This window comes from Salicibibacter halophilus (assembly GCF_006740705.1).
GTDB classification, from domain to species: Bacteria; Bacillota; Bacilli; order Bacillales; family Marinococcaceae; genus Salicibibacter; species Salicibibacter halophilus.
The window spans coordinates 2,491,036-2,514,878 of the sequence record NZ_CP035485.1 but is presented as its reverse complement, the minus strand read 5'-3'; the positions used below and the strand labels follow the sequence as shown (position 1 = coordinate 2,514,878).

24 protein-coding genes are annotated in these 23,843 nt (G+C 46.1%); 4 read left to right on the top strand and 20 right to left on the bottom strand.

Annotation, left to right across the window (positions count from 1 at the left end):
- Window positions 1-15: 15 nt before the first annotated feature.
- The 3 genes from prfB to hpf all read right to left on the bottom strand — a co-directional run bounded on the left by prfB (window position 16) and on the right by hpf (window position 4,473).
- A protein-coding gene (gene prfB, locus EPH95_RS12240; protein WP_142090377.1) for a peptide chain release factor 2 occupies window positions 16-1,117 on the bottom strand; the annotation gives its coding sequence in 2 pieces (ribosomal slippage) (window positions 16-1,044 and window positions 1,046-1,117; 1,101 coding nt in all).
- Between the two features lie 38 nt (window positions 1,118-1,155).
- On the bottom strand, window positions 1,156-3,690 hold the full coding sequence (secA, locus tag EPH95_RS12235) for a preprotein translocase subunit SecA (protein ID WP_142091602.1): 2,535 nt from the start codon (window positions 3,688-3,690) through the stop codon (window positions 1,156-1,158).
- Window positions 3,691-3,906: 216 nt separating this feature from the next.
- A complete protein-coding gene (gene hpf, locus EPH95_RS12230) occupies window positions 3,907-4,473 on the bottom strand; it encodes a ribosome hibernation-promoting factor, HPF/YfiA family (RefSeq protein WP_142090375.1) in 567 nt (188 codons plus the stop codon).
- 574 nt (window positions 4,474-5,047) lie between these two features.
- Between hpf and EPH95_RS12225 the strand changes: the two genes are divergently transcribed.
- Entirely contained in the window at window positions 5,048-5,947 is a 900-nt protein-coding gene (locus tag EPH95_RS12225; protein ID WP_142090374.1) for a DUF6612 family protein, read from the top strand.
- Between the two features lie 71 nt (window positions 5,948-6,018).
- On the opposite strand, the gene EPH95_RS12220 is transcribed toward EPH95_RS12225, so the two are convergent.
- The 5 genes from EPH95_RS12220 to EPH95_RS12200 all read right to left on the bottom strand — a co-directional run bounded on the left by EPH95_RS12220 (window position 6,019) and on the right by EPH95_RS12200 (window position 9,623).
- Window positions 6,019-6,393 carry a DUF8042 domain-containing protein gene (locus EPH95_RS12220; RefSeq protein WP_142090372.1) on the bottom strand — a complete coding sequence of 125 codons (375 nt, stop codon included), beginning with the start codon at window positions 6,391-6,393 and terminating at the stop codon, window positions 6,019-6,021.
- A gap of 213 nt (window positions 6,394-6,606) precedes the next feature.
- On the bottom strand, window positions 6,607-6,966 hold the full coding sequence (locus EPH95_RS12215) for a hypothetical protein (RefSeq protein ID WP_142090370.1): 360 nt from the start codon (window positions 6,964-6,966) through the stop codon (window positions 6,607-6,609).
- Window positions 6,959-7,378, bottom strand: a complete 420-nt coding sequence (gene fliS, locus EPH95_RS12210) for a flagellar export chaperone FliS (protein ID WP_227003896.1) — start codon at window positions 7,376-7,378, stop codon at window positions 6,959-6,961. The genes EPH95_RS12215 and fliS overlap by 8 nt, the downstream gene beginning before the upstream one ends.
- A gap of 10 nt (window positions 7,379-7,388) precedes the next feature.
- The gene (fliD, locus tag EPH95_RS12205; protein WP_160141755.1) at window positions 7,389-9,173 is read right to left on the bottom strand and encodes a flagellar filament capping protein FliD; all 1,785 of its coding nucleotides are present in this window, start codon (window positions 9,171-9,173) and stop codon (window positions 7,389-7,391) included.
- 123 nt (window positions 9,174-9,296) lie between these two features.
- A complete protein-coding gene (locus EPH95_RS12200) occupies window positions 9,297-9,623 on the bottom strand; it encodes a DUF8042 domain-containing protein (protein ID WP_160141754.1) in 327 nt (108 codons plus the stop codon).
- 196 nt (window positions 9,624-9,819) lie between these two features.
- On the opposite strand from EPH95_RS12200, the gene EPH95_RS12195 reads away from it, so the two are divergent.
- On the top strand, window positions 9,820-10,275 hold the full coding sequence (locus EPH95_RS12195) for a competence protein ComK (protein ID WP_142090364.1): 456 nt from the start codon (window positions 9,820-9,822) through the stop codon (window positions 10,273-10,275).
- A 121-nt stretch (window positions 10,276-10,396) separates the two neighbouring features.
- Here EPH95_RS12195 and EPH95_RS12190 read toward each other — a convergent pair whose 3' ends face one another.
- Complete coding sequence (locus EPH95_RS12190) at window positions 10,397-11,128, bottom strand: LuxR C-terminal-related transcriptional regulator (protein ID WP_142090362.1); 732 nt, start codon at window positions 11,126-11,128, stop codon at window positions 10,397-10,399.
- Window positions 11,129-11,379: 251 nt separating this feature from the next.
- Between EPH95_RS12190 and EPH95_RS12185 the strand changes: the two genes are divergently transcribed.
- The gene (locus tag EPH95_RS12185) at window positions 11,380-12,849 is read left to right on the top strand and encodes a transposase (protein ID WP_142087683.1); all 1,470 of its coding nucleotides are present in this window, start codon (window positions 11,380-11,382) and stop codon (window positions 12,847-12,849) included.
- A gap of 311 nt (window positions 12,850-13,160) precedes the next feature.
- Here the strand turns inward: EPH95_RS12185 and csrA are convergent, their stop codons facing one another.
- The 11 genes from csrA to EPH95_RS12130 all read right to left on the bottom strand — a co-directional run bounded on the left by csrA (window position 13,161) and on the right by EPH95_RS12130 (window position 22,962).
- Window positions 13,161-13,382, bottom strand: a complete 222-nt coding sequence (gene csrA, locus EPH95_RS12180) for a carbon storage regulator CsrA (protein WP_142090360.1) — start codon at window positions 13,380-13,382, stop codon at window positions 13,161-13,163.
- Window positions 13,354-13,818 carry a flagellar assembly protein FliW gene (fliW, locus tag EPH95_RS12175; protein ID WP_160141753.1) on the bottom strand — a complete coding sequence of 155 codons (465 nt, stop codon included), beginning with the start codon at window positions 13,816-13,818 and terminating at the stop codon, window positions 13,354-13,356. The genes csrA and fliW overlap by 29 nt, the downstream gene beginning before the upstream one ends.
- 100 nt (window positions 13,819-13,918) lie before the next feature.
- Window positions 13,919-14,797, bottom strand: a complete 879-nt coding sequence (flgL, locus tag EPH95_RS12170) for a flagellar hook-associated protein FlgL (protein ID WP_142090356.1) — start codon at window positions 14,795-14,797, stop codon at window positions 13,919-13,921.
- A 140-nt stretch (window positions 14,798-14,937) separates the two neighbouring features.
- Window positions 14,938-16,416, bottom strand: coding sequence for a flagellar hook-associated protein FlgK (gene flgK, locus EPH95_RS12165; RefSeq protein ID WP_142090354.1), 1,479 nt, complete (start codon window positions 16,414-16,416; stop codon window positions 14,938-14,940).
- A 26-nt stretch (window positions 16,417-16,442) separates the two neighbouring features.
- Entirely contained in the window at window positions 16,443-16,943 is a 501-nt protein-coding gene (locus EPH95_RS12160) for a flagellar protein FlgN (protein WP_142090349.1), read from the bottom strand.
- Window positions 16,936-17,217: a flagellar biosynthesis anti-sigma factor FlgM gene (flgM, locus tag EPH95_RS12155; protein WP_160141752.1), complete on the bottom strand. Its 282-nt coding sequence runs from the start codon at window positions 17,215-17,217 to the stop codon at window positions 16,936-16,938. Before flgM ends, EPH95_RS12160 begins: the two co-directional genes overlap by 8 nt.
- 14 nt (window positions 17,218-17,231) lie before the next feature.
- Window positions 17,232-17,777 carry a TIGR03826 family flagellar region protein gene (locus EPH95_RS12150; protein WP_227003895.1) on the bottom strand — a complete coding sequence of 182 codons (546 nt, stop codon included), beginning with the start codon at window positions 17,775-17,777 and terminating at the stop codon, window positions 17,232-17,234.
- Window positions 17,764-19,983, bottom strand: a complete 2,220-nt coding sequence (locus tag EPH95_RS12145) for a helicase-related protein (RefSeq protein WP_160141751.1) — start codon at window positions 19,981-19,983, stop codon at window positions 17,764-17,766. Before EPH95_RS12145 ends, EPH95_RS12150 begins: the two co-directional genes overlap by 14 nt.
- Window positions 19,984-20,147: 164 nt before the next feature.
- Entirely contained in the window at window positions 20,148-20,987 is an 840-nt protein-coding gene (locus tag EPH95_RS12140; protein WP_142090342.1) for a DegV family protein, read from the bottom strand.
- Between the two features lie 76 nt (window positions 20,988-21,063).
- Entirely contained in the window at window positions 21,064-21,771 is a 708-nt protein-coding gene (locus tag EPH95_RS12135; RefSeq protein WP_142090340.1) for a response regulator, read from the bottom strand.
- Between the two features lie 51 nt (window positions 21,772-21,822).
- Window positions 21,823-22,962: a sensor histidine kinase gene (locus tag EPH95_RS12130; RefSeq protein ID WP_227003894.1), complete on the bottom strand. Its 1,140-nt coding sequence runs from the start codon at window positions 22,960-22,962 to the stop codon at window positions 21,823-21,825.
- Window positions 22,963-23,201: 239 nt separating this feature from the next.
- Here EPH95_RS12130 and EPH95_RS12125 point away from each other — a divergent pair, with 239 nt between their 5' ends.
- The gene (locus EPH95_RS12125) at window positions 23,202-23,834 is read left to right on the top strand and encodes a YigZ family protein (RefSeq protein ID WP_142090338.1); all 633 of its coding nucleotides are present in this window, start codon (window positions 23,202-23,204) and stop codon (window positions 23,832-23,834) included.
- The last annotated feature ends 9 nt before the right edge of the window (window positions 23,835-23,843 follow it).

Genomic DNA, 23,843 nt, shown 5'->3' with positions numbered 1-23,843 from the left:
AAGTCTCTTGCACGCTTATGTTATTCTCGAACGCAAGTATGCATCAATGAAAACATCAATCGCCCCGTCCATGACAGCCTCCGAATTCCCGACTTCATAATTGGTCCGATGATCCTTCACCATATTATAAGGGTGGAAAACATAAGAACGTATCTGGCTGCCCCAACCAATTTCACTTTGGTTGCCGCGCAGTTCATCCAACTCTTGTTGTTGCCGTTCAAGTTCCTGTTGATAAAGACGGGCTCTTAGCATTTTCATGGCATGTTCACGATTTTTGATTTGGGAGCGTTCATTTTGGCATTGCACAACCGTGTTCGTCGGAATATGAGTAATTCGTACGGCAGAGTCCGTCGTGTTCACGTGCTGCCCCCCGGCACCGCTTGCGCGATACGTATCAATTTTCAAGTCTTCGGCAGCCACTTCGATATTCACATCTTCGTCCATTTCCGGCATCACTTCACAGGAAGCGAAAGACGTATGGCGTCGTCCTGACGAATCAAAAGGGGAAATGCGCACCAATCGGTGGACCCCTTTCTCTGCTTTTAAATGACCATAAGCATCTTGCCCTTTAATGAGCAACGTGACACTTTTTAAGCCTGCTTCGTCCCCTGGCAAATAGTTAAGCTTTTCCACTTTAAACTTACGTTTTTCAGCCCAACGAGTGTACATGCGAAGAAGCATTTGCGCCCAATCTTGGGATTCCGTGCCACCGGCCCCGGGATGTATCTCAAGGATCGCGTCTTTTTCATCGTGTGGATCCGAAAGCAGCATTTTCAACTCAAACTGATTGATCTTTTCGGAAAGTGAGCGAATCCCTTGTTCCAGATCCTCCCGCAATTCTTCATCCTCTTCTTCCTGTAACAGTTCCTGGGTCACCTTTAAATTTTCCAGTTCTTCTTCCAACTCTCTAAACGTATGAGCGGTTTCTTTTAGTGCATTGGTCTCGTCAATCACTTCTTTGGAGGCATCTGGATTATCCCAAAAGCCGGGAAACGTCATTTCTTCTTCCAGTTCTTTAATTCTGCTTTCTTTCGCTTCAAGGTCAAAGAGACCCCCTAAATTCCGCGAGACGATTCGCCATTGTCGTAAATTCCGTTTTTATTTCGGCACTATCCATTCTCTCAGCCTCTTTTCCATGCTATGCATGCTCAGCGATTAAGCTCCCTGAGCTCCACAGCAATGTTTGTATTTTTTTCCGCTTCCGCACGGACATGGTTCGTTTCTTCCCGCTTGTTTCGCTTTCCGAATCGGTTGTTTTTTCTTCTTCTCTTCTTCTTTGTTATTGTTTCCGTGCACAGCTTTCGACTTACTTTCATCGGCTACTGCTTCTCGCTCCATGTTATTCTTCAAACGTGCTTTAATCGCATATCGGGAGACTTCTTCTTCAATGCTGGCAACCATGTCTTCAAACATGTTATATCCTTCAAATCGATAATCCCTAAGCGGATTGCTTTGTCCATATGCCCGCAAGTGAATGCCTTGGCGAAGCTGGTCCATCTGGTCAATATGATTCATCCATTTGCGATCAACGGCCCTCAACATAATGACCTTTTCAAATTCACGCATTTTTTCTTCGCCAATCTCTGCTTCTTTTGCTTTGTAATTGGCCGCAGCTTTTCCTTTAACGAGTTCCTGAATTTCATCCTGTTCCAAACCGTACAAATCATTTTGTGTAATGTCGCCACTATATAGAACCATCGCGTTCAGCTCCGCCACTAAACCGGCCAAGTCCCAGTCTTCCGGCACTTCTTCTTCCGAAGTGAAACGGGCAATGGTTCGATCCACCACGTTGTGAATCATGCCCTGAACGATCTCTTCCAGGTTTTCCGATTCCAAAACTTCCATCCGTTGTTCATAAATGATATCCCGTTGTTCGCGCATGACATCATCATATTCAAGAATTTGCTTACGCGCATCGAAGTTATGCCCTTCCACGCGTTTTTGCGCTTGTTCAACGGCACGGCTTACCATGCGGCTTTCCAAAGGGGTGTCCTCTTCCATGCCCATTTTATTCAACATGTTTTGCATGTTTTCCGAACCGAATCGGCGCATGAGAACATCTTCCATCGACAGGTAAAATTGCGAAACCCCGGGGTCGCCCTGGCGTCCGGAACGGCCGCGTAATTGGTTATCAATCCGCCGGCTTTCATGACGTTCCGTGCCAATGACAAATAAACCGCCAAGGTCGGGAACGCCATCTCCCAATTTAATGTCCGTTCCGCGGCCGGCCATATTCGTGGCGATCGTAACCGCATTTTTTTGACCGGCATTTTTAATGATTTCCGCTTCATTGGCATGGTGTTTAGCGTTTAAAACGTCGTGGGGGACCCTTCTCTTCTTTAATAACTTTGACACGTACTCAGAAGTATCAACGCTTGCCGTCCCCACAAGTACCGGCTGCCCTCTTTGATTTATTTCCTTTATGTCATCCGCAACGGCTTTGAACTTCGCATCCATCGTTTTGTAGATGAGATCGGCCCTGTCCTCCCTGACAATCGGCTCGTTGGTCGGAATGGAGATCACGTTCATATTGTAAATATTTTGGAACTCCTCTTCCTCTGTTTTGGCCGTCCCGGTCATGCCGGCAAGTTTTTGGTACATCCGGAAAAAGTTTTGAAACGTGATGGAAGCAAGTGTCATGCTTTCTTTTTTGATCGGAAGTTGTTCTTTCGCTTCAATTGCCTGATGTAAGCCATCCCCATAGCGGCGGCCTTTCATGAGCCTTCCGGTGAATGAGTCGACAATCACAACATCTCCGTCTTCCACGACGTAATCATCGTCGCGTTGCATCGCGCGATGGGCTTTGAGGGACTGGTTAATATTGTGTGTCAGTTGAACATTTCCCTGTTCGAATAAGTTACTCAGATTAAAATAGTTTTCCGCCTTATTGACACCTTCTTCCGTTAGGCGGACATTTTTCGATGACTCTTCGTACGTGTAATCGTCCTCTTCTTTTAATAAGCGCACGAATCCATCCGCTTGTACGTACATATCCGTGGATTGCTCTACCGACCCGGAGATGATCAGTGGTGTTCGCGCTTCGTCAATGAGAATGGAATCCACTTCGTCGACAATGGCATAATGGAGCTTCCGTTGGACCATTTGCTCCGGATAGAGCACCATGTTGTCACGCAAATAATCAAAGCCAAACTCATTGTTTGTTCCATACATAACGTCACAAGCATACGCTTCGCGTTTTTCATCTTTGGACATGCCTTTTTCGTTCAGGCCAACCGTTAAGCCCAGAAAGTTATAAAGGCGTCCCATATCTTCACTGTCCCGACGCGCCAGATAATCGTTCACGGTAACGATGTGAACCCCGCGCCCGGTCAAAGCATTTAAATACACCGGCATCGTTGCCACCAATGTTTTTCCTTCCCCGGTTTTCATTTCCGCAGTATCCCCGTGATGGAGCACAATCGCCCCTAACAATTGAACCGGGTAAGGCGTGAGACCGAGAATACGAGTCGACGCTTCCCGTACAACAGCGAATGCTTCAGGCAGGAGACTTTCCAAGTCCTCTCCACCGTCGTAACGGGCCTTGAAGTTTTCGGTTTTCGCGGCCAAATCCGTGTCTGAAAGCAATTTCATCTCATCTGCATACCCCTCGATTTCATCGACGGTTTTTTGCATTTTCTTCGTTTTTCGTTGGTCCGTATCACCAATGACCTTTTTAATTAAACCGATCATGCTATCATCATCGTCCTCTCGCACCAAGAATAATTTATCTTTATTTTTGGCAGGCACCTTGATTTGTACACACTATATCATTTATTTTAGCAACTTGACCCATTTCTTACAAACCCGGAGGACTTCGGGTATGTTTTAAGTGAACACGCTTTTGCACAAAAAAGCGCCCCACCTGCAATGGATGGGGGCTTCCTTTTTACCATGTGCGATTTGTCCTCACGCCTCCGGTTCAATTAAGCCGTAACGCCCGTCTTTTCTTCGGTAAACGACGTTTGTGTCTCCGCTCACTGCATTGGAAAAGACGAAGAAAGAATGGCCGAGCATATCCATTTGCAACACGGCCTCTTCCGCATCCATCGGCTTAAGATTAAAACGTTTGGTGCGCACTAGCTGGGCTCCGAAGTCATCATCTTCTTCCGACCAGCCATTCTCCAATTGCGTTACGCCCATTTCATTTTTGAATACATCCTTCGTGCCGGTTTGTCTAAACTTACGGTTCACTTTGGTTTTATGTTTGCGGATTTGCCTTTCAAGCTTCTCTACAACAAGGTCAATGGCAGCGTACATGTCCGAATGGTCCTCTTCGGCACGCAGAAGAAGGCGAGACATGGGAATTGTAACCTCAATGCTATGTTGTTGGTTATTTTGAACATGCATTTTTACGTGAACATCGGCGACCGGAGTTGTATCAAAATACCGTTCCACCTTGCCCACCTTTTTCTCCACATATTCTCGTAATGATGGTGTTACCTCCATGTTTTCTCCACGGATATTGTAATTCATCACCCAAACTCCTCCTTTCATGCTCTATAACTTCTCTATTCCCTCTTTTCATTCCTGCTAAAACGACAAAATGTGTACAAATAAGTAACTATTTTTTACATGTCGCTTAGGTACATACTTATCTTTATGTTAATCCCCCTCACTTAGAAGCATTCGTACCCTTACACATTCAACTTATTTCCCTGAATTACTTTGCACGAAATCCCCTATAAACATACGCCGCCTTGTTCACCCCCATAAAAACCGAAAATAGACGTTAAATCAACTTTTGCCACGTTCTTGTAAAAAGCCTTCTTTCAACGCCGCCTTCCCCCCTTTTCCCTTCTGCAAAAATTGTCGAATCCATGCATATAAATGATCTTTCGTTGTTTGGCAATCCAGCCTAAATATGGTTCACTACTTTATACCGGATCACCGCCTCCGTTTTTCCCATCACACAATCTTTCATGCCTCTTCGCTTTCTATCTCCCCTCATTTGCCTTCCCTTTCTTTTCAGAGCGGTGATTCTTTCTCATTCCCGAAGAAAATATGATAAAATTTATGTACATATTTTGAAGGAAAAGGCGATGATTACATGAAATATAAGTTCGGTTTCTTTATCCTGCTAATCATACCCATCCTTAACGCCTGCAATGATGACGAGAACTCGGAAGAAATGAATATTCAAAACGACAACAATGACGAGCAACATCATGAGATTACGGAAGAAGACAATAATTTAACAGCAATCCTCGAACAGTCTATTGAAACAATGAGTAATCTGGATAGTTTTGCGGTTACCATGACATCAAAGCAAGAAATAGCCTTTGATGATGAAACGTCCCGAACCGAAAGCATTACGGAGACAAGTGTCACTTATGACCCTTTTGCTTATCATGAAGAAACGACGATCGTTACCGAAGACAGGGACGAGGAAATGAACATTGAATCTTATTTTACGGATGATGGTTTTTATTCCTATGAATCATCTTTGGATGAATGGGCAAAATTTCCAGAAGAACTAGAGGGAGACATAAGGGAGTTGTCAGCGCAACAACAAGATCCGGAACGGCTGCTGGAAATTCTAATGGCGCAAATGGATGATGGCACCATGGCAGCGGAAGACGGGCAAGGGCACTACGCCATCACCGTAGAAGGAGATACGGAAGGTTTGCAGGAAGTGAGTGCGACGCTCACTGACACAATGGATGGCGGCATGGATATGGTGCTCGAGGACATTCTATCTGTCGCTGACATAAATGATATTACTTATGAAATATTGATTGACAGAGAATCGTATGCCTTTCAGGAATTTAATACGCAGATAGATATGGACTTTGAGGCGGAAGAAGGGCAAAACGTCGCCTCCCGGCAAACGATAACGACCTCCTACGGATCCTTCAACGAAATCGATGAGATTAACGTCCCCGACCACGTGGAAAGCGCCGCAGAAGAGATTGATTTTCAACTGGATTTAGCTGAGGAAAATAGCTGAGCACACCTGCCCTATCCCGGAACCCATCATGCCTTTTTATGCACAATTGTGGCCGGCGGGATAGCATTATCTCAGCTTTCCGACAGAAGTGATCTTACAACGGTATTCCAGCGGTGAAATGCCGGAAGCGTTCTTTTCGTTATATGGGAAATTTTTTCCACGGGATCTCCAAGCGTTGAAACTTCCAGCGTTTCGTTGATTTGTTGTTGGAAAAAATCCCACTCACGCAAATGTTCTTCATTCTCTCCAAAGATGCTTTGCATAGTCATATTTTCTTCGCCGAATCGGTCGAAACCGGCCATCGTTTCCGTCAACAGACGATCGCCTTGCTCTTCGTGCCCGTCTCGGTAAAATTGGACAACCATCATCAAAGCGTCAACGACCTGATCGATCCACTCTTCATATCGCCGGATAAAATGCTCTTGTTTTGCTGTTAGAATCTCCACGCTTGGCCTCCTTAAGAAATGTTTAAGGGAGATAACCCTTATCCCCGGCCTTTCAAAACGCGAAACCGAACCAGGTTACGTTTTATCATGACGACGACCGGCGTTATTTTCAAGTGTCCGGAACTGCATCTCTTTCAGTCATTTCAAAATCTGCCATAATAACTATATAGCGCCTAACCCCATTGCATTTGAAAAGGTTAGGCGCTAAAGTTTTCAATTTTTCTTATCGAAATAAAGCCCTTCTACCGTAGGCGCAGCAAAAGTATTGCTATACCGATTTTCCACATGTAAACGGGAGCGGGCTTGATTCAAATCACGGCCGATGTGCACTTTGACCGCTCTTATTTTTTCTTCGATGCATTCATTCATTTCCACCATCTCGGCGGCCATCGAAGGCTCTACAGCTGGTGGCGAAAGCTTGTTAAAAGAGACCATTATAAGACCTCTCTTTTCCAATAAAAAATCTATAATATCAAGATAATCTTCACGCGCCTCACCCTCAAACGGCACAGGGGTGCGCAGATGATGATCCAGTTGCTTCGTCACTTTATAAACGGCTTGCATTTCATTCATGATTGTTGATTCCTAAGGCATATCTTTGTTGACGATCAATCTTTATGGCTTCTTTCCACGTTTCACGAAATTCAGTGATAATGGCATCCGCTTCATCGAGTGCGTTCGCATCATTGTTTATATTTGCCCGCACGAGCGCATCATGGGCGAAATCGTACAATTGCAGCATTTGTTGGGTGGTTTCATTCTCTACCCGAAGGGTAACCATAAGTTCACGTATGATCTTTTGCGCTTTCGTAATATTGAGGTTCTTCGTTTCATAATCTTTTTTATCCATAGCGCTTGCGGAAAGCCGAATAAATTTCAAACATCCGTTATAGAGCATTAATGTTAATTCCCCCGGAGAAGCTGTTTGAAAAGCATTTTGTTTATATGCGGCACGCGTTTGAGTGCCCATAGCCCCATCATACATGCCTATCCCCCTACATCATTTGATTGCCGTTCCCAAACATAAAATTATAAAGCATTTCACTTTGACTGTTCGCCTGGCTCATCGCCTGCTCCATAGCGGTGAATTGCCGCCAATAACGGTTTTCGGCCTGTTCCAAACGCCGGTCAAAGTTTTCTATCCGGTCATCAAGCCGATTCATTTCGCGCCCCAAAGCGAATTGGTGGTTCTGATGGCGCCCATTGGACCCTCCGGCTTCTCTGGAGATCGCTTCTTCCATACCATTGACTGTACCGCGCAAATTCCTGGCAATGCCTCTTTCCGCACCTGTTTGAGAAAAGAAATTAAACGCCCCTTCCGGATCTTCTTCAACGGTTGAACGCAGCTTCCCTTCATCAATTTCCAATCTGCCACGCTCCAGATAATCATCCGAAGTCGTAATCCCCAGGTCATTCAAATGCTCGATATCCGATCCTTCCACATTGATTGTTTCATAAAGGTTCACGCGCATTTGACCCATAAAATTCCCGAGTTGGCGATCTTGGCTTAATAAACCGCTCTGTGCCTGTTCTTCCCAAAGCTCAATCTCGTGTTCCGTCATTTCCCGGCGTTGTTCATCCGTGAGCGGAGGGTAATCACGGTTTCGCCTTTCTCCAAGTTTCTCATGAACCTCTGTCAACAGCGCATTATATTCATCCACAAATTCCGTAATGTTCTCCACGATTGCATCCGTGTCCACCGATGATGAAACGGTAACATGCTGGTCAAATTCATCATGCAAGGTGATCGTTAAATGATCCAACGTGAAGGTGTTGGAGCGACGTTCGGTGTCCAAACCATTGATTGTAAAGGAAGCATTTTGCGCCCCTTGATCTATATAGTTAACATGGTCTTCGTCTAAATTCTGCAAGTTTAAAAAATCGGTGAAAAAACCGTCATCAAATATAATTTCATCTCCGCCATTTGAATTATAGATCCCGGTTTCTGTACGAGAAACGGAAACTTGATCAGAATGGCTATCATAAAAAGCGTTAATGCCAATAGCGCTGTCGTTAAATTCATTGAGAACATTTTGCAGACTGTCTTCTTCAGTAATGAATCCTTGATGACGGAGCTCTTCTCCGGCTTCCCCGAAGGTCTTGGCACCCGCGTACATAAACCTCCCGTCATCATCATCCACATACTTGACTTCGATACGGGCGCTGTTTGCAACGGGTTCTGCAAATGTTAAGGTTTGGTTCCCAGTATCCAGGAACACTTCCCCTTTTTCCAGACCCTCCAGATCTCCGTCTCTGATGACTGTATGGGAAACACCATCCACCTTTACAATAACAGGATGTTCATCATTCATGGTTGTTTCTTCGGCAAAGTCAAACGACTCTTTCTCTCCATCTCCTCGCAAAAGCTCCGTTTGAACGGTTCCATCCTCCCAATTTAATCCCGCCACCTCGCCTAATGGCTGAGAAGAATCAAATGCCTCATCCCCATCGCTTATCCTCTCCGTACTATAGGTGATAGCCGCCCTTGCCAGCTGGTTGACTTCAGATAAGGTATACTGTGAACTACCGGTGCCGGAAGAGGAAGTAACGGAAGCGAGCGAACTGTCCGACGATGTCCCCGTCCTCGAAAGAAAACTCCCCGGTGCGAGAAGACGATCAAAAATCGATTGTTCAAAGGCGCTCACCATCGTGTTCAATTCACGGTACGCATCCATTTGCCAACTTTTAAAGGTTTGTTCTTGTACATATTTATCCTGCGGCATTCGTTCGGCACGCATTAAATCATCAACCATTTGGTCGATATCCATTCCAGAAGCCATCCCCGTTATCCTCATTCACGAGTCACATCCTCAGTAAATTATCACAAGCGCGCATGTAGATCTTTTTTCCTGTCTATCAACATATTATAATCGTTCATCCATAATGATACCTACTTGTTTTAGTTATCTTGGCCACAAACCTTCCCTGAACCGTTTTAACGCCGGGAGCAAATGACTCTTCAGCATCTCCTCCGCCTTCTCATACTGATCGAACTCCACCGCCGTCTGTGCATCTTGAAGCTCGCGCTTCACTCGCGTGAGCCTTGCTTTTATATTCCCTTTGTCTCTGTGGCTGCCTAGGGTTGGCGCAACAATATGCAATTGTTCATAGCGGTCCATCATCTGTTCGAATGATTGCAATATCTGATCTTTTCCTTTTTTATCCATCTTGTGTAAACCATCTTCCATGTCACTAATTAAATAGTCACAAGAAAGGATTACTCTTTTCATCGCGCCCCCATCATTCATTTCTTTCATCCCCATTATTCTTTGTCCTTACTATTCTTATCGGTGTTCCGCACCAAACATTTAGTTGTTTTTTATGATGTTCCATAATTCCTACAATAAGAATTCTCAAATTTTTCTTTTAAAGAGACTAATTATCTATTATAATAAGATAAAATAAAATAACAGGGTGATTAGGCCTATGGAGCAAACAATGAGGGCAGTGTATCGGGTTAGTGCCAATACGATGGCTATTTTACCGGCAGCACAAGGTTCAATCATTTATGAACGAAACCAAACGGTTGTGCACTGTCGGGAAAAGCCTTTACATATCATTCGACGATCATGTTTGGATGGAGGGTCATCGCTGGAGGGCAGGTTAGATGCAGTCAGGTATAAAACAAAGCTGGCAAGGAAGCTCCCCATACCAATCAACATGGAAGAAAATTGGTTTGCATTTCCAACAGCAGGATTACGTGACCATGATTGTTGCTGGGTATTCTACCAACACATTGATAGCGTTGTTGCTTCCCAAGGAGAGGGCTGCCATATCTATTTCCGCGATCAACAAATGATCGCTGTAAAAAAGAGCCTGTATACGCTTCATCGGCAATTACAAAGGACAGGCTGGATCATGTCATTGTTTCTTATCCGCTAAGGAACTAGCCGAGAAAGATGCTTGTATGTCCTTAGGTTATAGTTTCAGGGTAAAAAGGGTTCAGAGGCCGGACCAAGGGGTTGTCCGCCCCCATTTCTTATGTACATCATCCATATGTGCACTACCCGCCCCGGAGCCATCCAAATTCTACGACTCTTTTCACCGTATGGGTGCGGTCGTTGGCGTTCATTTTTTTCGTTAACTGACTGACATGATTATTAACCGTGGATACCGACAAATAATCGTCTTCGGCAATTTTACGGTTGCTTTTTCCCTTTAAAATGGAATCGAGCACCCGGCATTCCGAGGCTGTCAGTGTGACCGATGCTTTTGCATAATTCAAGTCCAGTGCACCATCTATTTTATTGGCCTTCACAGATGGTTCAAGGTCCTCTTCTGCTGACTGGTTCAGTCGCACCACTTGTACCAGATCGAGCTGTAACAGAGGGTCTACATACGTTTTATACAGCCGGGCAACAGAAAGGTTTTGGACCATCTGGCGAAAGGGTTGGTTGATTGAAAATAAGGTCATGACTTCAGCTTCCACTGTTTTTTCCATTAAGACCGGAGATCTGGGAGGGATAACCGCACACAAACGATAGACATTTGATAAAGCGTGCAACACCCCGCTGTCCAACAATCGAAAGCTCTCTTCTTTTGATAAGATAACGACTTCTTCTTTATTTCGCGGCTTCTTTTTCGGCAAACGACTATGAGATTCTGCATGATATCCCTTCGCATGTAAGGCAGTTAGTAAATACTCATCATTATTTTGCTCGCCAAGCTGCAACCATAAATACGAGCATAGTGACGCGGAATGTTCTCCCGAATAATGTCGAGTTGTCCTCAGCATCAAGGATTTCCTCCTCTATATGTAATAGCCTCTCGGCATTCGCCGAGGCTGATGCGACAAGGGATCTCTTGACGCATGCTTTTCGTTATCCTCCTACCACCGGTAGGAGTTTTTGTTTTCCTTAGTTCGTATGAACCGCAAAAATTATTTCTGTAATTAGGTCAAAAAGTACTTGACTTTTTAAAATCATCCTCATAATCGCCGGTGAAGGGAACATTTTTTCCCTTTCTACGATTTTGGGGGTTTTTTGTTTGAAACCAACGGTTCGCTCGCATGACACGTACCAGAATTTTGTCCTGCAACAACTTCAGGAACATTACGGACGATCCATCATCCACCTGAATCAGGATTGGCCACTCATCCTCAAATGTTGGCAGGCCGACCTTTCCGGCATTACCGCTCAGCTGCAGGATCAGTACTCGGATCAAGGGCCGGAAGCCCGTGACCCGGCTTCCATGTTGCGTTCCTATCTTGTCTTCTTGTTCACGAATCCCGGTATCGGGATCACCGCATGGATCGACGAAATGAAACGCACGCCCATTTATGCCATCCTCAGCGGTTTTTCTCCTGATGATCTCCCCGGGGTCGGCACATTCTATGATTTTATCGAACAACGGATCTGGCCCGAGGTGGACAAAAACATGAAGCCCAAGAAGCAAAAACCGAAAAAGAAAGGCAATAAGGGTACGAATGGCCAGAAACCAAAGCCCAAGCCAGGCACCGTCGAGCGCCTCGTACAATGGCTGGAACGCCATATGGACATCTTTAAACCATTGCCCGGGGACCCTCTCTTTCAGTTTTTTGAGCAGAATATCTTAAGCGTTTCTGCGGACTTAGGCTTGATCGGAGATCCGAACGCGCTTAGTGTCGCCGGGGACGGCACCCCTGTGGTCACGCAAGCCTATCGGCGAAGCAAGCCGACCTGTGATTGTCGGGCGAACGGGATTTATGGATGCAGCCATCATCGCATCTATTCCCAGCCCGATTGCAACTCCGGGTGGGACAGCTCCCGAGAGACGTATTTTAACGGTTATCATCTCTATATGTTCACGGCCGCGGACAGCCCGCACGATTTACCACTGTATCCGCGTCTGCAACCGGCTTCCCGGCACGATTCGGTCAGTTTGGTCGCGAGCGCGGTTGAATTCAACCAACGCTACACCCTGGGATCCGTGGATCGCATGCTTCTGGATGCTGCTCATGATGCCGGCGCCATTTATGAGCTCTTGGATAAGCAAGGCACCGAGCCTTTCATCGATTTGAACAAACGAAGCAAGACGAACATCGAAACGGGCAGCGATATTCAAATTTCTCCCGAGGGCATTCCCATCTGTCCAAACGGGAAGAAAATGAAATCGAATGGCTTTGACAAATCCCAGAACCGCCGGAAGTGGCGATGCACGCGATCCTGCGGGTGCTCGGACGCGACATATGGTCGAACCTACCATACGAAATCAAGCGACAACCTGCGTTTGTTTCCAAAAACGCCACGCGATTCTCAAGCGTGGAAAGACATCTATAAACGTCGAACTTCAAGCGAACGGACAAACAAGCGTGAGAAGAAAGATTATCAGTTGGAAGCCGGTCGACATCGATCAACGATGATGTGGACCATGCGCATTTATGGCATTATGATCTGCCAACACATAGACGCCTGGTATGAGAGCCAAAAAGACGATTGGAACAAGCTTAAAACGACCATCTGCCCTGCCGCTGCTTAAGTTTTTCAAAAAACGACATCCAAAATTCTGCACGTATGCCCTTTTTGAAAATGGTTTTCATTTCCATGCCTTTTAGGGCTTTTTCGGGACTATTGACCCCTTGTTCGTTTGACCGAACCACCTCCACCGCCTTCTAATTCCGAGAGGCTATTGTACATATTAAACAAACGTTTGCTTAATGAAGATGCTTGTTAAAAACCAGGACTTTCGCAAGTAACTGGATTACCTTACTATCAGCATATATTAGCAATGGCTGAACCGATCAGCAAGAGGCGATACTCATAGTTTCATATATAAAAAAGACTCATTTCTCATTCATCAAACGTTAACTGTGAAGGGATTTTCCCGGAAGAGATGGCAGCAACCCTATTTTCTTCTTCGATACATTCATAGATTTCTTTCCGGTGAATGTCCACATGTTGCGGGGCGTCTATCCCTAATTTCACTTGGTCGCCTTCGACACTGACAATCTTCACTTCGATTCCGTCGCCAATTTGAATCGACTCATCGCGTTTGCGGGTTAGAATGAGCATGGAGAACAGCAGCCTCCTTTCTTTGCAATAGCGGGAATTTGCGGGAGTATTCGCTGTCTCGCGGGATATATTGCTTGCCTTTTTGCACATCTACATTTAAAACAATGGGAGCTGACAAATTTGCTGTCGTCGTCTCGAACGGCTCCTTTACCGTAAGGATGGCCCACAATGAGACCTGCTCCGCGCGCTTGAGCTGCAAGGGTTCGGTTACGGACGTCGGCAAATCGATTTGATAATCCTGGAAAATAGATAAAATTTCACAAACGAGAAAAGCAACTTCCGTGGCACCGACGGATTGCAGTACATAAAACGGCGCTTTATACGGCTGTAAAATCCAACGTGTTTCGTTTTCAAAAGCCGGCAATCCATTCGGAAAAACAATCTCCTCTGATCCAGAGGACTCCATTTCCCCGCAATACTTCGTTGAAATTTTCAAGTTCATCCTCCCTTTCTCGAAACGTTAACGCCTTGGTATATTTTAACATGTTTAAAATAAAAAAGAAGCAAACCAACGAGGTTTGCCGGCACTATATGCATTACCTTAAAAAATCAACCAAACTTGGCTGGATAATGCGTGCTCCTGCCGCCAGTGCAGCTTGATGTAAACTTTCTTGGGTGACGAGCTCCGTAATGACCTTGGCGATATCGGCATCTTCATTGTCGGACATTATGCGCGTGGCAATGCCTTTTTGATTATCCAGGCGATCTTCAATCATTTCAACCCGATTTGCCTTTGCACCTATTTCCGCTTCTACACGTAACACTTCATCTAAATGGCCATCAATGGTTGCTAAAAATGCATTAAATGTTTCATCTGATAGATCAGTGTCCATAAGTTTGTTTTCGAGTGTTTGGAAATCCGTAAACATTTCTTCACTAAACACTTGATCCGTATTTACATTGATCGGCACGGTGACCCCGTTCATTAATTCAATGTTAACTTCATCTATGTCCGCAGGAAAAATCCCTTCCGAAAGATCCACCGGAGGGTTAGATGTATCCGTGCCATTAAAAATATATTTATTGTTCACTTGCGTGTTCGCTAAATCTTCGATATGGCTGATGAGTTGGTTAACTTCTTCGGCCATCCCCTGGCGCTGGTTTTCATCATACGTGTCATTGGATGCTTGTACGGTGATTTCCCGGATTCGCTGCATCGCCTGATTCACCGTATCGAGGGAGCTGTCAGCACTCTCCATCCACGTATTCGCTTCCGCAACATTACGCTCGTATTGTTCAATCCCACGCAATTCCGACCGGTGAAGCATGCTGCTTGTTGCCGCCACCGGATCTTGGGACGGACGGTTCAGCTTTTTGCCGGTGGAAAGCTGTTCCTGTAAATTTGCGAGTTTACCATAGTTCTTTTGTATATTCGTTAGCGATTGGCTTGAAATCATCGACTGCGTAACCCGCATTCGCTCTCCTCCCTTTTCTTATCCCGGTGATAAGCGACGCACAGGATGTGCTAGTGCCGGTGTTGCCACAGGACGTGGCGATCTTAGCCGGCGTACATTCTAACCATCAGAGGAAAACCATCTCTGATGGAAGTTTCTCTTTATCGCCCGACAATGCCCATCTGATTTATCACTTGATCCAGCATCTCATCAAGCACCGTAATCATCCGGGATGAGGCATTGTACGCGTGCTGGAACTGAATCATATTCGTCATTTCTTCATCCAATGAAACACTGCTCACCGATTGCCGCTTCATGTCTATCGTATCTCGGCGAACCAGTGACGAGTCGCTCATGCGGCGAGCCTCATCCACTTCAATGGCCATATCCCCAATTATGCTCCGAAACGTTGGTTCGAAAACAGAGGAATCTTTCACATTTGCCAGCTCCAAAGCATTGGAGCCATCACCGGCGTTTTCGCTTTTGGCGGCAGCAATTCGATCAGTGTCTGCCATTAGTTCGGGATTGACGCTCATTGTGCCATCATCGTCGATTTCAAAAAAATCCAACCCTTGATCGCCATTTAAATCAACACCCTCGTGATGAACTGCATTAAAATCAGCAATGAAATCGTTCATCAAAGCATCTAAACGGCTAAGCATATCCGGATAGATACCTTCCTCTTCCTCCTCATAACCAAATGAATCAACAAGCGCCCCTATTTTCCCATGATGATGGCCCAATAGCTCAAAATCATCGTTGAAGGCGATACCTGTCACTGCGCTCCCTTCTGTATTTTTTTCCACCGAAAGCGCAAGGTGGCCTTCATTACCCCGCTCTCCTTGAATGATTGCCTCGCCATCTTCCCCGCCGAGACGCCCCCCGTCACCGTCTGCCACGTAAAGGCTTATTCCCCCTTCCGCCGCGGGATGTGTATGCGGTCCCGGGTTTTCATGAACCATCTCTATATTGATATACTCGGATAATTCGTCTGTGAGACGGTCACGATGATCATAAAGGTCATTCGGGATTTGGCCTTGAGCCTCGATCTCCGCGACCTCTTCATTTAGATCATGAATCTGTGCAATCAAGCCATTTACCGACTGAACAGACGCGTCTAGCTCCTCCCCTAATCCACGTTTTATCGATTCTAACGAGTCGGTCATATGATTATATGTATCGGTAAGCGCCGCGGCACGTTGAACGGTAATTTCACGGGCGCTGGCATCATTGGGGTTTACAGCCAAGTCGTGTAAAGCCCCCCAAAATTCGTCCATCGCTTCTGCCAACGCCCCCGTTTCGGACTGTTCATTCATCACTCCTTCCATGCGCTCCATCGAGGTTAGCTTTTTGTCCCAGTATCCGACATTAGCACTCCCCCCACGGTATTGCGCATCAAGAAAATGTTCGCGAACACGCTGAATATGTTCAACTTCCGCCCCCGTTCCTAATTGCCCCGGGAGGGAAGGTGCATTTTTTCCGGGGGAAGGATAAGCTTGTGAAGCGGAAAAATTCACACGCTGCCGTGTATATCCTTCTGTATTTGCATTGGCAATATTATGGCCGGTCGTTTTTAAAGCTGCCTGTTGGCTCATTAATCCTTTGTATGCCGTTTGCAGCCCATGAAACGTAGAGGTCATGCCTACGGAGGCCTCCTTTGTCTTCTTTAAGCTTTTGAATCGAACGTTGAAAACCGCTTGAAATCGTTCGTCTTCTTCGTATTGGCAGCTGATGTATACACCGTATATTCTTCTTGGCGGACAGCCCCCAACATGGCAGTCACCATCGCAAGACCGTCATTTAACAATTGTTGATTGAGGCCATTCTTTTCCTGCAAATCCAGAATTGTTGCCTGCAGTTTCTTCTTGTGTTCCTCCAATTCCCCCCGTTCCTTTTCAGGCACATAAGAAATCCAGCGCTCCATGGGAGCATCCGTTTCAAGATGGGGGCAGTGACGGTCAATGAACGTTGCAACCATGCGTCGGCGCGCCTTTTCCATTTGCCGCAGCGAACGCACCTCACCTTGTTCAAGCCGCACAATTTCTTCAAGGACTTCACGGTCGGAGTTTTGAATGGCCTTCGTTTTCTTGGCGGCAAGCGCCAACAAATACTCGTGGTGTTGATTCAGTCTTTCAAGGCTTTCTTTAAGCGTTACAATATCATTCATCTCCCGTTATCCCCGCTTGTTCATTCCAGAATTGATAAAATCGATTGGCGACAGCCCGTTCATCTATCTGATATTCACCGGCATCTATTTGTTTCTGTAGTGCTTCCACCTTTGCTTTGCGGTTTTCACCAACTGCCAAGTGTTGCATTTCTTTTGCCGTTTGGGAAATCTCCACTTGATCTTGCTTTGCTTCTTTCGGTTTTTGTTGGTGCTTCGCTTGCTCTGTCGCTTGTTTATAAGAATGGGGAATTTGATTGTGCGGATGAATCTTCATCACTGTCACCCTTTTCATTCATATTTCCGTGAATGAAGCTGTTTGTTTACATAACCATCAGCCTCGGCTGTTTCTTTTGTATTGTTTAGGCTCGCCATATCTGCCTGCAATCGCTTTTCACACGATTTACACAACCGACCGTTGCGTGTAGCTTCTCCACAAAACGAACATGGCATATGAAAATTAGGCAGATCCGTCAGTTGCAGCCTTCCTTCGCGAATAAATCCCAGAATTTCTGTTTCCGCCACACCTGTGTGTGCAACCGCTCGCGATATGGTCGAGGTCCGGTTCTCTTTCTTCTTTAAAAATCGATAAACCTTATCAAAACGCTCTTCCTTCGATTGACGACAACGGTTACATAAAGCGATTGCGGTTTTGACATATAACGCCCCGCAAGCAGGACAGTTAGCGAGCTCTGTCATTGTTGCTCCTCCAAAAATGATGGTATCTATCATATCGGATACTTTCTCTGAATGTTTAACGGTTGCTGCCCATTTGCCGATGACAGGCTTTACTTCACTGGCAAACACCCGTAAACTCTCCAGCTTAACCTCTTGCAATCGTTAGCGCGGATACTTGTCTCGCGCCTTCTTCCAGCAGGGGGAGGGCCGCCTTCCGTAAAGTGGTTCCTGTCGTATAAATATCATCGATAAGCAGCATATGTTTACCGGAGACGCTCGCCGTATGCTCCTGAAAAATAAACGGACGAACGTGGCCACGCAATCGATCCCTCCGGGACCGTTTACTTTGTTTTTCCTCATCCACTACCCTCACTAAGCAACCCTTGTAAGGAACCGGCAACTGTTCCGCCAACACTGCCGCTTGATTAAATCCACGCTCCAGAAGACGTTCTTCACTTAGCGGAATCGGGGTCGGGATCGCTTCTTTAAAATTTTTCCGGAAGGTTCGTGTTAATGCTTCTGTAAACACGTGCGCCAGCGCTACATCTCCTCGATATTTATAGCTGCTTATCACTTCCTGCAAATGGTCATCGTACGAAAAAAGGGAGATATTTCGAGAAAGCAAACCAGACCAGTGCCTCGTTTTCTCCCACCGCCGGCAATCCGCACAACAAGCGGTCCGTTCCAGCGGGCGGCTGCAATACAGGCACCAAGGAGGTCCCAAAACCCTTAACTTGCCTTGGCACTCATCACATAATCTTTTCTGCTGCCATGAAAATAACGCTCCCCAACTGGCATTTGCATTCAATGGATGCAAGCACTGCCGGCAACGGTTATGACCCATTTTCGGTTCCCCCTCCCCATTCATAGCCATAATCTGCCGCTCGCATCTAGTCATCGCGCTTGTTTTCCCGTGATGAAAAAAGGTCACCCTCCCGTCCGGGTCTTTGGCACTCCGTCCTGCCCTGCCCGCAATTTGAACAAGCGCAGACGCTGTGAACACTTCATCCTCTGCTCCAAGAACCGCCACATCAATCCCATAAATGGTGACGCCCCGCTCTAATATCGTCGTTGTTACAAGCATCGGCATATCCCTATTCCGAAAATTTTCAACTATTTCTTTACGCGCCGGGTCTCCGGAGTGGACACTGGCAATCGACGGCTCTCTGAGCTGCAAGAGCTTGCACAATTCCTTGGCCTTTTGGACACTCGGAACGAAAATCAACGCTTGTCTTCCCGACGCCAGTTGTTGATCGGTCCAATCTGAAAAGACCGCGGGTAATCGTTCTTGCAAAAGTTTCTTCCGCCAATTTCCGCACCATTGAAAACCGGGGACGGGTAACGGAAATCCGTGGAACCGACGATTGACACGAATCACCGCATGCTTTTTTTCGCACCTTTTCCGCAATCGGTTATCGGGAGTTGCCGTTAAATAAATCGTGGCCGCATGTTTTTTCGTCGCTTTTTTTACTGCATAGGCTAAACTTGCATCATAACGATAAGGAAACGCATCTACTTCATCAATGATGGAAACGTCAAATGCACGTTGAAAACGCCTTGTTTGGTGCGTGGTGGCTACAACCAACTGCCCGTAGGCGAGACGCTCTTCACTGCCGCCGTATAACCCGGCCAACGCAGTCGTCGGAAACGCTTGCTGTAACCGGGGGACAAGCTCAAGGACAACATCTGTCCGCGGAGTGGCAATGAGCACTCGTTTTCCTGCCTCAAGCCCGCGTGCGATTCCGGGGAACAACATCTCGGTTTTTCCGGCTCCGCATACCGCCCAAACCAGCAGTTCGGCGGCCCCCGATTGCCCAATGGTTTCAGTAATGCGGGCCGCCGCCCATTGCTGCAAACTCGAAAGTTCTCCACGCCAGGCCAATACGTTTGCCTGCGATTTTTCCCCACTAAGCGCCGGACCTTTCCACGTGAAGAGAGGGGTGCATGTTGTTACGCGTCCCATAGAAACGCAAGCCCGGCAATAGACGCAAGAATCTTCACACCAAGCACATGCATAACGGGAAAACCAATGCTTATGCGTGTTGCCGCAACGGGCGCATGCCAAACGAGGGCGGGCATGGATGCCTGGTTGCAAATGCACATAACCACGGCGTATGAATGGCTCCAATGTTGTATAAGGGAAGGGGAGTTCATTGGAAAGCAATGCGCGTCCATCCAATAATTGCCACACCTCATGCCAGTTCGGCAGATCGTTGGAAGACGCTTCCGGGGGGAATCCTCGAGGAGACGTAAGCCTCGAAATCGGGGAGGCTTCTGATTGAATTTCATCATGTTCGTTTACACAAGCAAGGGGGAGGATAACAGGAGAGTGACCACTGCGGGGCTTAACGAGGGCAACTTTCATCGGCTGGCTCCTTTTTGATAGAGTGTGGTTTAAAAAGTCCGGGGGAAGGTTTTGGAACTTAGACCAAAGTTTAGGCGCGGCTGTTCGGAGATAAAAGGCAGGAAATGAGCGTACCCTTCCCTGCCTAACCATTTCTGCTCCGAAATGTGCGCCACCATTCTCGGCTATTTTTTGTACCAAGTGATTCCGAGGGCTTTTTCACCGAGATGTGTTCCGATCACGGGACCAAAAACGCTAAGGTCAATTTCAAGGTTATCGTATTTTTTTTCGAGGGCGGATCGTATTTCTTCAGCCTTATCGGGAACATTGGCATGAACAACGGTTGCACGGACGGGTCCTTCTTCGGCATCCTGTTCCAGCAACTCCATCACCCTTTTAATGGCTTTTTTTTCGGTACGCACTTTTTCAAAAGGGACAATTACTTTATCTTCAAAATGAAGGATCGGCTTTATTTGCAATGCACTGCCGAGGAATTTCTGCGCACCGCTCATGCGGCCGCCTCGATGAAGATGGTTTAGATCAGCAACGATAAAGTAAGCGGCTAACGTATCACGAATCGACGTCAACGCTTCGAATATCTCGTCAACCGTCTTTCCTTCCCGGGCAAGTTTCGCGGCTTCTACTGCATAATATCCTTGGGGACTACAGCTGATTTCGCTGTCAAATGGATAGACGTTCACTTCTTCCACCGACCGGGCAGCCGCTACAGCCGTTTCAAATGTTCCGCTAATTCCGCTCGACAAGTGAAAAGAAATGATTGAATCGGATGTTTCACCCAATTTTTCATACAAATTAATAAATTCACCAAGGGACGGTTGTGAAGTCGTTGGCAATTTTTCGTGTTCGCGCATTTTGTCGTAAAATGCTTCGGTGCCTATCTCCGTTTCTTCAATCGTTTCTTGATCGAAAACGACGCTTAACGGAATGACAGAGATGTCGTTTTCCGCTAGCGTCTGCTCGTCCAAATATGCGGTGCTGTCGGTTACAATTGATATTTTTCCCATAAAAATCCCCTCTTCTCTTTTCGTTCCATGGTTGTCTCTATCATAGAACGAGAAAAAGCAGCATGCAAGCGAGGGATTAACGTACTTTTACCCAACCTTTTTTTATAGATTCAACGACTGCTTGCGTACGGTCGTTCACATTCATCTTTTGCAAAATATTACTGACATGGTTTTTGACGGTTTTTTCACTGATATAAAGCTCTTCGCCAACCATACGGTTACTATAACCATCGGTCATTAGCTGAAGCACATCGCATTCCCGCCGGGTTAAAATATGCAATGGTTTACGGTATTCCACCTCTTTATAACCCAGTTCCGTGCCTGCGGAATGATTTCCGTTGTCACTTGCGAGTCTGCGGTATTCTTTAATTAAATTATGGGTGACTTTTGGATGGATATAAGCGCCGCCTGATCCTACCACTTTGACTGCCTCAATCAACGCGTCTGCATCCATTTCCTTTAACAAATAACCCGCGGCGCCTGTTTTTAACACATGAGTGACATATGCTTCGTCATCATGAATGGAAAGAATCAATACTTTTACATCAGGGAACCGTTCAACTAAATTCCGAGTAGCCTCAACACCGTTTACCCCCGGCATATTGATGTCCATTAATACGACATCCGGCCGATGTTGGGCAACGAGGTTGGTTGCCTCGCCCCCGTCATCCCCTTCAGCGATTATTTCAAACTGATCATCCATCTCCAGAATACGTTTAACGCCTTCTCGAAACAATTTATGATCGTCGATGAGTATAAGTTTAATTTTTCCTTGTTCAGCCATCTTGCCCATCCTTTCCAAATTATCTGTTTTGGCGTTTGTTTAAAATGAGATTTATTCAGTATTAATCGGTACGATGATTGTAATCTTCGTTCCGTTTCCTTTGGCTGACTCTATCTTTAAATCACCTTTGAGCATATTCACCCGTTCCTTCATGCCCATAAGGCCGAATCCGGGCTTCGATGATTTTTCTTCCGGCTCAAACCCTTGCCCATCGTCCTGAATGATCAAATGAACTTGTTTTGCACGCATTTCGGCTTTTACTGAAATTTGCCGGGCATTCGCGTGTTTGAGCGCATTTTGGACCGACTCCTGAACCAGCCTGAACAAGGCAACTTTAAGGTTTACAGCCATCTTGTGTTCATCGCCGTGGAGAATAAAGCGGATATCTGTCCCCTCGAGTTCGTCTGCAACGCCATCCAAATATTTTTTTAGCGTCGGGACGAGCCCCAGATCGTCAAGAGCCATGGGTCTTAGGTCATAAATGATGCGCCTTACTTCGGCGAGGCTGCCTTTAATCGCTTCACGGACATCCTGCAGCTCATTTAATGCAGCTTCGATTCCATACTCGCTGTAAGTCCGCCCTATAATCTCCGAACGGAGAAGCACGTTCGCCAGCAATTGCGCAGGACCATCATGGATCTCCCTGGCCAGTCGTCTGCGCTCCTCTTCCTGGGCTTGAATGATTTTCAGGCCAAATGCCTGTTTTTCTTTCGCATCTTCCACCATTTCCCCGACTTCACGTAAATCACCATCCAAAAAATTGTGTACGACCGATACCTGCCCCACAAGCACCTCTCCGCGATTCAACGTATCTTGCAGCTGTAACAGCCGGCGCTCAATTTGATCTCGCCTTTCCCGCAATTGTTTTTCTTCATTTTCCAAGACGGCGAGTTGGAGGCGATGTTCATTTGCATCATCATACACTTTCTTGGCTTCTTCATTGGAAAATGTGTTAAAATCCCGGTTAATCACAGCGAGACGGTTCCGTGCCACTTGCGCCCGGCGCCGTTTTTCATCTGTTTGTTGGATAATCTCAGAGACTTTCCGCCGGGTATCCTTCAGTTCACTCTCCAATGTTTCATACTCTTGCCTTGTTTGTTCACATATTTCGAAAATCTGTTCCTTGCTGCTTCGTATCGTGTCCTTCATTTGTACGATGATTGTTTCAAGGGTTTGCTTGTTATTGTTCAAGCTGTACCACCAGCCTCATCGAATCTAATGTTTGACAACAACGCTTGATTCGATATGATTATTTTAGCACATTCTTAGGTACTAAACGGGATTGGTAAATAAAAGTTTAAGAAATCACACATTGTGCCAAATTTCAGGGCCCATCACCATCTATTCTGACATTACCATTTATTATGGATTTCATCTATTACAACAAGATTATAATGCAATTACAGTTATATTCAATTGGGGGAAGTTCGATGTGTAAATCGTACTATACCATTAAACATGACGATGGATATGAACAGACGATCAAAAAGTCAAGATTCATTGCATACATGCGAAGGGTTAAGGACGAAGATGAAGCAAAAGCTTTTATTGCAGAAATAAAAAACCAACATCGCGATGCCGCGCATAACTGTTCCGCATACGTGCTCGGAATGGGGAATGAAATACAAAAGGCAAACGATGACGGAGAGCCGTCAGGAACTGCCGGTGTTCCAATGTTAAATGTTTTAATCAAACAGGAATTAAAAAATACGGCTGTTGTGGTCACGCGTTATTTCGGGGGAATTAAACTCGGCGCGGGAGGGTTGATACGGGCATACGGCAATAGCGTCACCGAAGCCATTACCCATATAGGAATCGTACAACGGCAGCCGGTGCAAAAATTCATCGTAACGATCGCTTATGACCTGCTCGGAAAAATTGAAAATGAACTGCGGGAATCCTCTTATACGCTGCTATCCATAGATTATGGCACGCACGTTGACATCCATGTCGCCGTCAACATAGATGATAAGGAAGCCTTTGAGGATTGGATGGTCAATACTTCCAACAATCATGTAACGATCACCGCCTCCGGAACGTCCTATATGGAGAAGGATGCATAACTGTATGTT